Here is a 13,798-nt window from a genome sequence, read left to right as displayed (position 1 = left end):
GGCCGTGTCAGGAGGCGTCGAAGGCTGCTTGCAGCCACTGCAGGGCTTCGCCGTCGATGGCGACCACATCAAAGCGACAGGGCGGCAGCGCGCCGGCCTGGCGCTGCAGCCAGTGGCGTGCCGCGAAGATCAGCCGTGCCTGCTTGGTCGCGCCGATGCTGGCGGCGGCGCCGCCATGGCGGGCGTCGGCGCGATGGCGGACCTCGACGAAGACAACCGTGCCGTCGCGCGCGCGCAGGATCAGGTCGATCTCGCCGCCGCGCGCCCGCGGGCCGGCGGCGACTCGATAATTCCGCGCCAGCAGCCGCAGGCCGGCGGCCTGCAGATGGGCCAGCGCGCGGTCCTCCGCCGCGGCGCCGAGCTGCTGGCGCGAGGGCCTCTTGACGGGTGTGCTCATCGCCTTCTCCCCTCCCTCCGGCCGGTGCCGCCTGCGTGAACCCTCTCCTGATCCAGCAGGCCGCCGCCGAGGCGGCCGGTGCCCAGCAGTATCCGCCGGCCACCCTCTACGTAGTCGCCACGCCGATCGGCAACCTGGCCGACCTGAGCCTGCGCGCGATCCACCTGCTTGGCCGTGTCGATGCCGTGGCCTGCGAAGACACCCGCGTGACCGCTGGCTTGCTGCACCACCTGGGCCTGGAGCGGCCGCTGATCGCCGTGCACGAGCACAACGAAGCCCAGGCGGCCGCACAGATCGTGCAGCGCCTGCGGGCGGGCGAGCGCATCGCCTACGCCAGCGATGCCGGCACGCCGGCCGTCAGCGACCCGGGCGCGCGCCTGGTCGCGGCCGTGCAGGCCGCCGGCCTGCGGGTCATGCCCTTGCCCGGCCCCAGCGCGGTGCTGACGGTCCTCAGCGCCGCCGGCGACACGCAGGCCCGCGGCTTCCGCTTCCTTGGCTTTCTTTCGCCCAAGGCTCAGGCCCGCGAGCGCGAGATCCAGGCCCTGGCCGCCGCGACCGAGGAGGCCCAGGTGTTCTTCGAGGCGCCGCACCGCATCGAGGCCCTGGTGGCCGCGCTGGCCGCCGCCCTGCCGACCCGCCGCCTGACCCTGGCCCGCGAGCTGAGCAAGCAGTTCGAGACCCTGGTGACCGGGCCGCTGGCCGAGCTGCCGGCCTGGCTGGCTGCCGACCCGAACCGCCAGCGCGGCGAGTTCGTGCTGGTGCTGCATGCCGAGCCGGCGGCGGAGGCTGCCGCCGAGGCCCTGCCGGCCGAGGCCCTGCGCCTGCTGGACCTGCTGCTGCGCGAGCTGCCGCTGAAACAGGCCGCCGCCCTCAGTGCCGAAGCCCATGGCCTGCCGCGCAAGGCCCTGTACGCGGCGGCACTGGCCCGTCGCAGCCCAGGCTGAGCGGGGGCGGCCTGGGGTAAATGCCCCAGACCTTTGTGGGGGATTTGACCCGACGGGGCCGGATCCCCGCCCGGGCTGCATGCCAAGTCCTTGATTCTTCGGGGAACCGGGCCGGGCCCGCAGCCTGCGTGGTGAGGGCACCAACCGCCCGAGGGCCACCCCATGACCGCCATCCGCCGTTCCTCCCTGCTGACCGTGCTGCCGCTGCTCGCCGCGCTGGCCGTCCCCGCCGCCCGGGCCGAGACGATCACCTTCAACGACCTGCAGGCCAACATCCAGGTCCCGACGCCCTACCAGGGCTTCCAGTGGGGCGCGAGCTGGTACGCGATCAAGACCGCCGACAAGCCGAGCGTCTACACCTCGGCCTCCGGCACCAGCCTGTTCGCCCGTCGCTTCGACGGCAAGGCGTTCTACTTCGACGGCGCCGACTACTGGAGCCGCCGGGGCGTCGATGCGGCCGGCTTCTTCTGGTTCGTCCTCTACTACAAGGGCCAGACGGTCTACAGCGGCGTGAACAGCAGCAAGGACCGCATGCGCTTCACGGCCACGCCGACACTCTTCAAGCCGCCCTACACGGGCCCGGTGGACATGGTGGCGATCGCCTTCGGCAGCAATGGCAAGGACTGGAACCACCTCGCCATGGACAACTTCCGCTTCCGTCCCGCGCCCTGAGGCGCGCCCCGGCCCGTGCCGATTGCGGCCATCGGGCGGGCCGGCCGGGAAGCGGCAGGCGCCTGCCTAGAATCGATCGCATGAGCGCCCGCCACCCCACCCTCGAACGCCTGGGCATCGCCCAGTCCCTCTTGCTCGAACCCTTCGGCCTGGACGAGGGGGCGCTGGCCCGGGCCCTGGCGACCATCGGCGAGCACCGCATCGACGACGCCGACCTCTATTTCCAGCACACGCGCAGCGAGGGCTGGAGCCTGGAGGAGGGCATCGTCAAAAGCGGCAGCTTCGGCATCGACCAGGGCGTCGGCGTGCGCGCCGTGGCGGGCGAGAAGACGGCCTTCGCCTACAGCGACGAGATCTCCGAAGCCGCGCTGCAGGATGCCGCCCGCACCGTGCGCACCATCGCCGCGGCCGGCCAGAGCCGCAAGGTCAAGTTGGCCCGTGCCGGCAAGGTGGCCAAGAGCCGCGTGCTCTATGCGCCCATGGATCCCATCGGCACGCTCGACTCGGCGCAGAAGGTGGCCCTGCTCGAGAAAGTCGAGCGCATGGCCCGCGCCCGCGATCCGCGCATCGTGCAGGTGATGGCCAGCGTGGCCGCCGAGTACGACGTGGTCTTGATTGCCCGGGCCGACGGCACGCGTGCGGCCGATGTGCGGCCCCTGGTGCGGCTTTCGCTGACGGTGATCGCCGAGCAGGCCGGCCGCCGCGAGCAGGGCAGCAGCGGCGGCGGCGGCCGCTTCAGCCTGACGCATTTCGACGAGGCGGTGCTGAGCGGCTATGTCGAGCGCGCGGTGCAGACCGCGCTGACCAATCTGGAGAGCCGCCCGGCGCCGGCCGGTTCGATGAGCGTGGTGCTCGGCCCCGGCTGGCCCGGCATCCTGCTGCACGAGGCCATCGGCCACGGCCTGGAAGGCGACTTCAACCGCAAGGGCTCCAGCGCCTTCGCCGGCCGCGTCGGCGAGCGCGTCGCGGCCAAGGGCGTGACCGTGCTCGACGACGGCACCCTGCCCGACCGCCGCGGCAGCCTCAATGTGGACGACGAGGGCTGCGCCAGCCAGCGCAATGTGCTGATCGAAGACGGCATCCTCAAGGGCTACATCCAGGATGCGATGAATGCCCGCCTGATGGGCGTGGCGCCCACCGGCAACGGCCGGCGCGAGAGCTACGCCCACCTGCCCATGCCGCGCATGACCAACACCTACATGCTGGCTGGCGACAGGTCGCCCGAGGAGATCATCGGCAGCCTCAAGCGCGGGCTCTATGCCAGCAACTTCGGCGGCGGCTCGGTCGACATCACCAGCGGTAAGTTCGTGTTCTCGGCCAGCGAGGCCTGGTGGGTCGAGAACGGCAAGATCCTTTACCCGGTCAAGGGCGCGACCCTGATCGGCAATGGCCCGGATGCGCTGACCCGCGTCAGCCTGATCGGCAACGATCTCTCGCTGGACGAGGGGGTCGGCACCTGTGGCAAGGAAGGTCAGAGCGTGCCGGTGGGCGTCGGCCAGCCGACCTTGCGCATCGACGGGCTGACGGTGGGCGGCACCGCCTGAGTCGCAGCGATTGAGCCGCTCGACCGCCGCGCTAGCACTTGCCCCGAGCCGGGTCCGCCAGCCTGCGTGCTAGCATCCCAGCCATGTCGACGCTCTACTTTTTTGGCTACTTTGGGATCTCGCACCGCCCCGGCGGAGGAGAGGCCAGCCTGTAAGCGACGACAGCGCGACCGAATCCTCAAGACCGCCGGGGCCCACGCCCCGGCGGTCTTTTTTCATGCGCGCCTTGTAGCCCCGACCCGATTCCTGCCCGACCTGACCCGACGAGGACCCGTCCGATGAACGCCATCAACACCCACGCGCCCGAGGGCTGGACCCCGCCCGTGGACAAGACCAGCCAGACCGATGACGAGCGCATCGCCAATGTTGTGCCCCTGCCCCCGCCCGAGCACCTGATCCGTTTCTTCCCGGTGCGCGGCACGCCGGTGGAGAACCTGGTCGCGCAGACCCGCGCGAACATCCGCCAGATCCTGCAGGGCCAGGACGATCGCCTGCTGGTCATCATCGGCCCCTGCTCGATCCACGACCCCGCCGCCGCGCTGGACTACGCCCGCCGCCTGAAGCCGCTGCGCGATCAGTACGCCGGCGAGCTGGAGGTGGTGATGCGCGTGTACTTCGAGAAGCCGCGCACCACGGTCGGCTGGAAGGGCCTGATCAACGACCCCTACCTCGACGAGAGCTACCGCATCGACGAGGGCCTGCGCATGGCCCGCCAGCTGCTGCTGGAGATCGGCCGCCTGGGCCTGCCGGCCGGCAGCGAGTTCCTGGACGTGATCAGCCCGCAGTACATCGGCGACCTGATCGCCTGGGGCGCGATCGGCGCGCGCACGACCGAAAGCCAGGTCCACCGCGAGCTGGCCAGCGGCATCAGCGCGCCCATCGGCTTCAAGAACGGCACCGACGGCAACATCCGCATCGCCACCGATGCGATCCAGTCGGCCTCGCGCCCGCACCACTTCCTGTCGGTGCACAAGAACGGCCAGGTCGCCATCGTCGAGACCAAGGGCAATCCGGACTGCCACGTGATCCTGCGCGGCGGCAAGGCGCCGAACTACAGCGCCGAGCATGTGGCCGCCGCCTGCGCCGACCTGGCCGCAGCCAAGCTGCCGGCCTCGCTGATGGTCGATTGCTCGCATGCCAACAGCAGCAAGCAGCACCAGAAGCAGATCGAGGTCGCACGCGACATCGCCGCCCAGATGGCCGGCGGCAGCCGCCAGATCTTTGGCGTCATGGTCGAGAGCCACCTGAACCCGGGCAACCAGAAGTTCACCCCGGGCAAGGACGATCCGGCCGAGCTGGCCTACGGCTGCAGCATCACCGACGCCTGCCTGGGCTGGGACGATTCGGCTGCCGTGCTGGCCACGCTGGCCGAGGCCGTGAAGGCCCGCCGCGCGCGCTGAGCGCGATCACCGGAAGGGCCGCGCGAGCGGCCCTTTCCCTTGCTGCCCCGGAGCCCCCGATGACTGCCCCCAAGTTCATCCACACCATGATCCGCGTGCTCGACCTGGAGCGCTCGCAGCGCTTCTATGCCGAGGTGCTGGGCCTGAAGCCCGCCCACACGCTGGACTTCCCGGACTTCAGCCTGGTCTACCTGCGCAACGAGGCCGCCGACTTCGAGCTTGAGCTCACGCTCAACAAGGGTCGCAGCGAGCCCTACACCCACGGCACGGGCTATGGCCATGTGGCGGTGGTGGTGGACGACGTCGCGGCCGAGCACGCACGGATCAGCGCCCTCGGCCATGCGCCCACGCCGGTCAAGGAGTTCAAGGACGGCGAGCAGTTGCTGGCGCGCTTCTGCTTCATCCAGGACCCGGACGGCTACAAGATCGAGATCCTGGAGCGCCACGGTCACTACCGCTGATCGCGCCGGGGCGCCGGGCCGGACCTCAGTCGCCCCCGTCTCCGCCGCCGTCGCTGTCGGCCCCGCCACCGGCCTCGGCCGCCAGGCGCTGGCTCTGCCAGTAGACGTCCCGCCCCGGCGCGCCCGCACCCTGGCGGTTCAGCACCCGGGCCAGCACGAAGAGCAGGTCCGACAAGCGGTTCAGGTACTGCCGCGGCGCATCGTTGAGCACCTCCATGTGGGCCAGGGCGACGACCGAGCGCTCGGCCCGGCGCGCCACCGTGCGGGCGACATGGGCCAGCGCCGCGGCGCGGCAGCCGCCGGGCAGGATGAACTCCTTCAGCGGCGGCAGGCTGGCGTTGTGCTCGGCCAGGGCCAGGTCCAGCGCGATCACCGCGTCGGCCTGCAGCAGGCTGGAGCCGGGGATGGCCAGCTCGCCGCCGAGGTTGAAGAGCTGGTGCTGCACCTCGACGAGTTGCTGCTGGACCCGCCCGGGCAGGGGCTCGCTCAACAGCAGGCCCAGGGCGGAGTTGAGTTCGTCGACATCGCCGAGGGCGTGGATGCGCAGGTGGTCCTTGGCGACGCGGCGCCCGTCGGCCAGGCCGGTGGAGCCGTCGTCGCCCGTGCGTGTGGCGATCTGTGTGAGTCGGTGTCCCATGCACGGAGTGTCCCTGCTCGGCCCGCCGCCGGCAGCCGCAGGGCCAAGCGCCGGCCCGGGTGCCTGCCGATGGCCGGCCCGGCGGGCGGGCCGCATCATCCGGGCCTTGCCGGAGAGCTGTTCCGATGCCCGATACCGCCGATCTGCCGCCCCTGTCCGCCTTGACGCTCGCGGCGCTGCGCGAGCGCTTCGGCGAGCGCCTCTCCACCGCCACTGCGGTCTGCCTGCAGCATGGTCGTGATGAATCGCCCTTCGACCCGCAGCCGCCCCAGGCCGTGCTGTTCTGCGCCGACGAGGCCGATGTGCTGGCTGCCGTCGCCCTGGCCCAGCACCATGGCCTGCCGCTGATCCCCTTCGGTGCGGGCTCCTCGCTCGAAGGCCATCTGCTGGCCGTGCAGGGCGGGCTGAGCCTGGACCTGAACGGCATGAACCGCATCCTGCGGATTGACCCCGAGGACCTGACGGCCACCGTCCAGCCGGGTGTGAGCCGCGAGCAGCTCAACGAGGCGCTGCGCCATGCCGGCCTCTTCTTCCCCATCGACCCCGGCGCGAACGCGACGATCGGCGGCATGTGCGCCACCCGGGCCAGCGGCACCAATGCCGTCCGCTACGGCACCATGCGCGAGAACGTGCTGGGTCTGCGCGTGGTGGTGGCCGATGCCGCGCAGGGCAGCCGCGCGGTGCGCACGGGCACGCGGGCGCGCAAGTCCTCGGCCGGCTACGACTTGACCCGGCTCTTCGTCGGCAGCGAGGGCACGCTGGGCGTGATCACCGAGATCACGCTGAAGCTGCATCCCCTGCCCGAGGCGGTGAGCGCGGCGGTCGCGCACTTTCCCAGTGTCGACGCGGCGGTGCGGACGGCCATCGCACTCATCCAGATGGGCCTGCCGATCGCGCGCTGCGAGCTGCTCGATCCGCATGCCATCCGCGCGGTCAAGCGCCACGACGGCCTGAACCTGCGCGAGGCGCCGATGCTGCTGATGGAGTTCCACGGCAGCCCGGCCGGCGTGCGCGAGCAGGCCGAGACCGTGCAGGCCTTGGCCGCCGAGCACGGCGGCAGCGACTTCGACTGGGCCAGCACGCCCGAGGCCCGTCGCCGGCTGTGGACGGCCCGCCACCGGGCCTATCACGCCGCCCTCCAGAGCCGGCCGGGCTGCCGCGCGATCACCACCGACAGCTGCGTGCCGGTCTCGCGCCTGGCCGCCTGCATCGAGGCCGCGATTGCGGACGTGGAGGCCAGCGGCCTGCCCTACTTCATCGTCGGCCATGTCGGCGACGGCAACTTCCACCTGGGCTACCTGATCGACCCGGCCTCCGCGGCCGAGCGCGACACCGCCGAGGCACTGAACGCGCGCCTGGTGGCCCGCGCGCTGGCGGCCGAAGGCAGCTGCACCGGCGAGCACGGCATCGGCCTGCACAAGCAGGGCTTCCTGCTCGATGAGATCGGGCCGGAGTCGGTGGCCCTGATGCGCGCGATCAAGCAGGCGCTGGATCCGCGGGGGCTCTTCAACCCCGGCAAGATCTTCGCGGCCGCAGGCTGAGCGGCCGCGGCCGGGCTCAGTGCCGCGGCCCGGGGGCCGACCAGCGCTGCGTGGTCTGGCCCTGGCCGTTCACGCTCTCCAGGTGCACGTCGAAGCCCCAGAGCCGCGCGACGTGCTTGAGCACCTCGGGCGCGCTGTCGCCCATCGGCCGGTTGTTGTGCTGGGTGTGGCGCAGCAACAGCGAGCGGTCGCCGCGCAGGTTCACGTTCCAGACCTGGATGTTGGGCTCGCGGCTGCCCAGGTCGTACTGCCGCGACAGCGCCTCGCGCAGGCGGCGGTAGCCGGCTTCGTCGTGGATGGCGCTGATCTCCAGCGTCGGCGCCTTCTCCTCGTCGCGGATCGCGAAGAGGCGGAAGTCGCGCATCACCTTCGGGCTGAGGTACTGGCCGATGAAGCTCTCGTCCTTGAAGTTGCGCATGGCCTCGTCGAGCGTCAGCAGCCAGTCGCGGCCGGCGATGTCGGGAAACCAGTGGCGGTCCTCGTCGGTGGGCTGTTCGCAGATGCGCTGGAGGTCGGTGTACATCGCGAAACCCAGCGCATACGGGTTGAGCCCGCTGTAGCCGGGGTGGTCGACCGGCGGCTGGAAGATCACGTTGGTGTGCGACTTCATCCACTCGATCATCATGCCGTCGCCCAGCAGGCCCTGGTCGTACAGGGTGTTGAGCAGGCGGTGGTGCCAGAAGGTGGCCCAGCCTTCGTTCATCACCTGGGTCTGGCGCTGCGGGTAGAAGTACTGCGCCACCTTGCGCACGATGCGCACCACTTCGCGTTGCCAGGGCTCCAGCAGCGGCGCGTTCTTCTCGATGAAATAGAGCAGGTTCTCCTGCGGTTCCGCAGGGAAGCGGCTGCTCTCGGCGACCTCGTCGGGCGCCTGGGCCTTGCGCGGCAGCGTGCGCCAGAGATCGTTGATCTGGCGCTGGGCGTAGGCCTCGCGGTCCTCGCGGCGCGCACGTTCCTCCGCCAGGCTGAGCTTGCTCGGGCGCCGGTAGCGGTCGACGCCATGGTTCATCAGCGCGTGGCAGGAATCGAGCGTGTCCTCCACCGCCTCGATGCCGTGGCGCTGCTCGCAGTCGGCGATGTAGTTCTTCGCGTAGACGAGGTAGTCGATGATCGACGAGGCGTCCGTCCACATCCGGAACAGGTAGTTGCCCTTGAAGAAGCTGTTGTGGCCGTAGGCCGCATGCGCGATCACCAGGGCCTGCATGGCCAGCGTGTTCTCCTCCATCAGGTAGCTGATGCAGGGGTTGCTGTTGATGACGATCTCGTAGGCCAGGCCCATGTGGCCGCGCTTGTAGCTTTTCTCGGTGGCGATGAACTCCTTTCCGTAGCTCCAGTGCCGGTAGTTCACCGGCATGCCCACGCTGGCGTAGGCGTCCATCATCTGCTCGGCGGTGATGATCTCCAGCTGGTTCGGGTAGGTGTCCAGGCCGTAGCGTGCGGCCGCCGCGCGGATGGCCGCGTGGTACTGCTCGATCAGCTCGAAGGTCCAGTCGCTGGCCACGGGCAGGGGCTCGGCGCGCTGCAATGGGCCGAGGTCGGCGGCGGCCATCCGAAGCGGCGTGCGGCGAGGGCTGTCCAGGCTCGACAGGGGCGGGTGGGGCTGGCGCATCGTGGGTTCCTCGGCGGCACGAGCCCTTCCCTCAGGTCGGGCTGCCTTCCTTCTTGAACAGCTCGCGGAAGACGGGGTAGATCTCACCCGGGCTCAGCACCTTGCGCATCGCGAAGTGCTTGTGCGCGGCGGCGATCTGCGTGTATTCGTCCCACAGGTTCTGCTCGGCCTCGGCCACCTGCAGGTAGGCGTAGTAGCGCACCAGGGGCAGCAGCTTCTCCTCGACGAGCTGGCGGCAGCGGCTGCTGTCGTGGTGCCAGTTGTCGCCATCGCTGGCCTGGGCGATGTAGAGGTTCCACTCGCTGCTGGGGTAGCGGCTGCGGGCGATCTCGTCGGCCAGCACCAGGGCGCTGCTGACCACGGTGCCGCCGGTTTCGGTGGCATGGAAGAAGCCGTGTTCGTCGACCTCCTGCGCCTGGGTGTGGTGGCGGATGAAGACCAGTTCGATCTTCTCGTAGTGCCGGGTCAGAAAGAGGTAGAGCAGGATGAAGAAGCGCTTGGCCAGGTCCTTGCGCTGCTCGTCCATCGATCCGCTGACGTCCATCAGGCAGAACATCACCGCCCGCGTCGTCGGCACCGGCACGCGCACGCGGCTGCGGTAGCGCAGGTCGATGGGGTCGAGGTAGGGGATGCGACCGATGCGGGCGCGCAACGCCTCGATGCGGCTTTCGAGATCCCGCAGGGCATGCGCATGCAGGGCTGCGCCGGCACTGCCTGGGCCTTCGAGCATCAGGCTCATGCGCTGAGCCTCAAGCTCGCGCAGCTCGCGGCGTGGCTCGCCGCCCAGCGCGATGCGACGCCCCAGCGCGCCGCGCATCGAGCGCACCACGTGCAGGTTGTTCGGCGTGCCGTCGCTGGAGAAGCCGGCGCGCTGGCTCTTCCATTCCGGCACCTCGGCCAGCGCGGTCTTGACGAGGTTGGGCAGGGCCAGGTCCTCGAAGAAGACCTGCATGAACTCTTCCTTGTTCAGGTGGAAGACGAAGTCGTCCTCGCCCTCCCCGGAGTCGCTGGCCTGGCCGCTGCCGCCACCGCTCCCGCCGCCGCCTCCCTTCGGGCGCTCGATCTGGTCGCCTGTCACGTACTCGCGATTCCCGGGGTGCACCATCTCGCGGCTGCCGCCGTGGCCATGGCGGAAGACGGGCTCGGACACATCGCGCTTGGGTAGGGTGATGTCCTCGCCGCGCTCGATGTCGCGGATGCCGCGGCCGCTGACGGCCTTGCGCACGGCCTCGCGGATCTGTTGCTTGTGGCGCCGCAGGAAGCGCTCGCGGTTGCCGATGGACTTGTTCTTGCCCGCCAGCCGCCGGTCGATGATCAAGCTCATGACTCCCCCCCGTCGCGCCAGCGGCGCTCTCCCCCTGGGGGGCGGCCCGAACGGGCCGGCTGCGCCGGACCCGTCGCGCCTGCTGGATGTCGCCTGAAAAGCATGCTGGCCTTCAGCTGCTCTTGCGCACGCGCAGGTACCACTCGCAGAGCAGGCGGACCTGCTTGGGCGTGTAGCCCTTCTGCACCATGCGGTTGACGAAGTCCTCGTGCTTCTTCGATTCGTCGGCGCTGGCCTTGGCGTTGAAGCTGATGACCGGCAGCAGCTCCTCGGTGTTCGAGAACATCTTCTTCTCGATCACCGTGCGCAGCTTCTCGTAGCTGGTCCAGTTCGGGTTCTTGCCGGCGTTGTTCGCACGGGCCCGCAGCACGAAGTTGACGATCTCGTTGCGGAAGTCCTTGGGGTTGGCGATGCCCGCCGGCTTCTCGATCTTCTCCAGCTCGGCGTTCAGGCTGGCGCGGTCGAAGACCTCGCCGGTGTCGGTGTCGCGGTACTCCTGATCCTGGATCCAGTAGTCGGCATAGGTCACGTAGCGGTCGAAGATGTTCTGGCCGTACTCGGAATAGCTTTCGAGGTAGGCCGTCTGGATCTCCTTGCCGATGAACTCGGCATAGCGCACCGAAAGGTGTTCCTTGATGAAGGCCAGGTACTTCTGCTCCAGCTCGGCCGGGAACTGCTCGCGCTCGATCTGCTGTTCGAGCACGTACATCAGATGCACCGGGTTGGCGGCGACTTCGGTGCTGTCGAAGTTGAAGACCTTGCTGAGGATCTTGTAGGCGAAGCGCGTGGAGATGCCGCTCATGCCCTCGTCGACGCCGGCGTAGTCGCGGTACTCCTGGTAGCTCTTGGCGCGCGGATCGGTGTCCTTCAGGTTCTCGCCGTCATAGACCAGCATCTTGCTGAAGAGCGAGGAGTTCTCGGGCTCCTTGAGCCGCGTGAGGATGGCGAACTGGCTCATCATCTTCAGCGTGCCCGGCGCGCAGGTGGCTGCGGCCAGCGAGGAGCCGCGCAGCAGCTTCTCGTAGATCTTCACCTCGTCGCTCACGCGCAGGCAGTAGGGCACCTTGACGATGTAGATGCGGTCGAGGAAGGCCTCGTTGTTCTTGTTGTTGCGGAAGGCCTTCCACTCGCTCTCGTTGCTGTGCGCGAGCACGACGCCGTCGAAGGGGATGGCCCCGAAGCCTTCGGTGCCCTTGTAGTTGCCCTCCTGCGTGGCGGTCAGCAGCGGATGCAGCACCTTGATCGGCGCCTTGAACATCTCGACGAACTCCAGCAGACCCTGGTTGCTCAGGCACAGGCCGCCGCTGTAGCTGTAGGCGTCGGGGTCGTCCTGGGCATAGCTTTCGAGCTTGCGGATGTCGACCTTGCCGACGAGCGAGCTGATGTCCTGGTTGTTCTCGTCACCCGGCTCGGTCTTGGCGATGCCGACCTGCTTGAGCACGCTGGGATAGCGCTTGACGACCTTGAAGCGGCGGATGTCGCCACCGTATTCGTCGAGCCGCTTGACCGCCCAGGGGCTGAGCACGCGGTTCAGGTAGCGGCGCGGGATGCCATATTCCTTCTCGAGGATGGGCCCGTCCTCGGCCGGATCGAAGAGACCGAGAGGCGACTCGTTCACCGGCGAGCCCTTGATCGCGTAGAAGGGCACTTGCTCCATCAGCTGCTTGAGCCGCTCGGCGATGGAGGACTTGCCGCCGCCCACCGGGCCCAGCAGGTAGAGGATCTGCTTCTTCTCCTCCAGGCCCTGGGCCGCGTGGCGGAAGTAGCTGACGACCTGTTCGATCGCATCCTCCATGCCGTAGAACTCGGCGAAGGCGGGATAGCGCTTGATGACCTTGTTCGCGAACAGGCGCGAGAGCCGAGGATCGTTGCGGGTGTCGATCACCTCGGGTTCGCCGATGGCCATCAGCATGCGCTCGGCGGCGGTGGCGTAGGCCACGGGCTTGCGCTTGCACTCGGCCAGGTAGTCCTCGAGGGAGAGCTCCTCCTCGCGACTCCGCTCGTAGCGCGCGGCAAAGTTGCTGATCACGTCCATCGTCGTCCTCCGGAGAAGCTGCACGAAGGCCACGCCGTGCCGGGGTCGGACCCCGAGGCGGCATGACCCCTGGGGTCACGCACCACACATCACGATCACGCATTGCTTGCGCTTGACTTTAGCGTCGCAGCTCAGCGAGGCAGGTATGGGCTTATGAGAGTCCCTGATGCCTCGCTGTTCCCTGGCTGAACAGGGTTTGTGCGAGCGACGCGGGCCGGCGCAGGTCCGGACTTCTGCAAGAACGGTGCCCCTCCCGGGGCCGTCCAGCCGATGTCGAGCGCCCGACGGTGGCGCCCGATCGGCGGACCTCAGGCCTGGCGCAGGGCGCGCAGGCGGTCGATCAGATGGTCAAGCTCATCGAGCGAGCCGAAGGGCAGGGTGATCTCGCCGCGGCTGGCCGTGCCGCGGCCCTTCAGCCGGATTTGCACCGGGGCCGCCAGTGCATCGGCGAGTTCCTCTTCGAGCCGCGCCACATCGCGTGATTTGGGGGGGGTGGCCGCGGCCCGCAGCAGGGTCTTCTGCCGGGCCGGGCTGCCGCTGCGGGCCACCAGCTTCTCGGCCTCGCGCACGCTCAGCTTGCGGGCGACGATCTCGTGCGCGTGGGTGATCTGCTGCGCTTTGTCCAGGGCCAGCAGGGCACGTGCATGCCCCATGTCCAGGTCGCCCGCCATCAGCAGGCCCTGCACCGGCTCGGCCAGGTTCAGCAGCCGCAGCAGGTTGGAGGCTGCGCTGCGCGAGCGCCCCACAGCCTGCGCCGCGGCTTCGTGAGTGAGTCCAAACTCCTGCGTGAGGCGCCGCAAACCCTGGGCTTCTTCCAGCGGGTTCAGGTCCTCGCGCTGGATGTTCTCGATCAGCGCCATGGCTGCGGCGGCCTCGTCCGGCACGACCTTGACCAGCACCGGCACCTCGTCCAGGCCGGCCAGCTTCGCGGCCCGGGAGCGGCGTTCGCCGGCAATGATCTCGTAGGCCGGCCAGCCGTTCTGGCTCTCGCCCGAGAGCGGGCGCACCAGAATGGGTTGCATGATGCCTTGGGCCTTGATGCTTTCCGCCAGCTCGTAAAGCGCGCCCTCGTCCATCCGCGTGCGCGGCTGGTACTTGCCCGCGCGCAGCTGGTCGAGCTTCAGGGTCGACGGAGCCGAGGCGTCGGAGGCCACGGGGGATTCGCTGACCTTGGGGCCGAGCAGGGCTTCGAGGCCGAGGCCGAGGCCTTTGGGTTTCTTGGTGACCATGATGC

12 protein-coding genes are annotated in these 13,798 nt (G+C 69.3%); 6 read left to right on the top strand and 6 right to left on the bottom strand.

Annotated features, from left to right (window positions below):
- Nucleotides 1-7 precede the first annotated feature (7 nt).
- Nucleotides 8-397 carry a YraN family protein gene (locus H4F90_RS13350; RefSeq protein WP_182665397.1) on the bottom strand — a complete coding sequence of 130 codons (390 nt, stop codon included), beginning with the start codon at nt 395-397 and terminating at the stop codon, nt 8-10.
- 35 nt (nt 398-432) lie between these two features.
- On the opposite strand from H4F90_RS13350, the gene rsmI reads away from it, so the two are divergent.
- The 5 genes from rsmI to H4F90_RS13325 all read left to right on the top strand — a co-directional run bounded on the left by rsmI (nt 433) and on the right by H4F90_RS13325 (nt 5,418).
- Nucleotides 433-1,341, top strand: coding sequence for a 16S rRNA (cytidine(1402)-2'-O)-methyltransferase (gene rsmI / locus H4F90_RS13345; protein WP_407926191.1), 909 nt, complete (start codon nt 433-435; stop codon nt 1,339-1,341).
- 162 nt (nt 1,342-1,503) lie between these two features.
- Entirely contained in the window at nt 1,504-2,013 is a 510-nt protein-coding gene (locus H4F90_RS13340; protein WP_182665395.1) for a PEP-CTERM sorting domain-containing protein, read from the top strand.
- 80 nt (nt 2,014-2,093) lie between these two features.
- The gene (gene tldD, locus H4F90_RS13335; RefSeq protein ID WP_182665393.1) at nt 2,094-3,557 is read left to right on the top strand and encodes a metalloprotease TldD; all 1,464 of its coding nucleotides are present in this window, start codon (nt 2,094-2,096) and stop codon (nt 3,555-3,557) included.
- A 278-nt stretch (nt 3,558-3,835) separates the two neighbouring features.
- Nucleotides 3,836-4,957, top strand: a complete 1,122-nt coding sequence (locus H4F90_RS13330; protein WP_182665391.1) for a 3-deoxy-7-phosphoheptulonate synthase — start codon at nt 3,836-3,838, stop codon at nt 4,955-4,957.
- A gap of 59 nt (nt 4,958-5,016) precedes the next feature.
- Nucleotides 5,017-5,418 carry a VOC family protein gene (locus tag H4F90_RS13325; RefSeq protein ID WP_182665389.1) on the top strand — a complete coding sequence of 134 codons (402 nt, stop codon included), beginning with the start codon at nt 5,017-5,019 and terminating at the stop codon, nt 5,416-5,418.
- Between the two features lie 25 nt (nt 5,419-5,443).
- Here the strand turns inward: H4F90_RS13325 and H4F90_RS13320 are convergent, their stop codons facing one another.
- Nucleotides 5,444-6,055 (bottom strand): cob(I)yrinic acid a,c-diamide adenosyltransferase, encoded by a 612-nt coding sequence (locus tag H4F90_RS13320; RefSeq protein ID WP_182665387.1) that lies wholly within the window; start codon nt 6,053-6,055, stop codon nt 5,444-5,446.
- 125 nt (nt 6,056-6,180) lie between these two features.
- Between H4F90_RS13320 and H4F90_RS13315 the strand changes: the two genes are divergently transcribed.
- Entirely contained in the window at nt 6,181-7,596 is a 1,416-nt protein-coding gene (locus H4F90_RS13315; protein ID WP_182665385.1) for an FAD-binding oxidoreductase, read from the top strand.
- 16 nt (nt 7,597-7,612) lie between these two features.
- Here the strand turns inward: H4F90_RS13315 and H4F90_RS13310 are convergent, their stop codons facing one another.
- The 4 genes from H4F90_RS13310 to H4F90_RS13295 all read right to left on the bottom strand — a co-directional run bounded on the left by H4F90_RS13310 (nt 7,613) and on the right by H4F90_RS13295 (nt 13,793).
- Nucleotides 7,613-9,205 (bottom strand): SpoVR family protein, encoded by a 1,593-nt coding sequence (locus H4F90_RS13310; protein WP_182665383.1) that lies wholly within the window; start codon nt 9,203-9,205, stop codon nt 7,613-7,615.
- Nucleotides 9,206-9,236: 31 nt separating this feature from the next.
- Nucleotides 9,237-10,529 carry a YeaH/YhbH family protein gene (locus H4F90_RS13305; protein WP_182665381.1) on the bottom strand — a complete coding sequence of 431 codons (1,293 nt, stop codon included), beginning with the start codon at nt 10,527-10,529 and terminating at the stop codon, nt 9,237-9,239.
- Between the two features lie 112 nt (nt 10,530-10,641).
- Nucleotides 10,642-12,564 carry a PrkA family serine protein kinase gene (locus tag H4F90_RS13300; protein WP_182665379.1) on the bottom strand — a complete coding sequence of 641 codons (1,923 nt, stop codon included), beginning with the start codon at nt 12,562-12,564 and terminating at the stop codon, nt 10,642-10,644.
- A 308-nt stretch (nt 12,565-12,872) separates the two neighbouring features.
- Nucleotides 12,873-13,793 (bottom strand): ParB/RepB/Spo0J family partition protein, encoded by a 921-nt coding sequence (locus H4F90_RS13295; protein ID WP_182665377.1) that lies wholly within the window; start codon nt 13,791-13,793, stop codon nt 12,873-12,875.
- Nucleotides 13,794-13,798 lie beyond the last annotated feature (5 nt).

It is taken from the genome of Aquariibacter albus (assembly GCF_014145335.1).
Classification (GTDB): Bacteria; Pseudomonadota; Gammaproteobacteria; order Burkholderiales; family Burkholderiaceae_C; genus Aquariibacter; species Aquariibacter albus.
The sequence above is the reverse complement of the archived record's forward strand: the minus strand, read 5'-3'. Positions and strand labels throughout refer to the sequence as shown.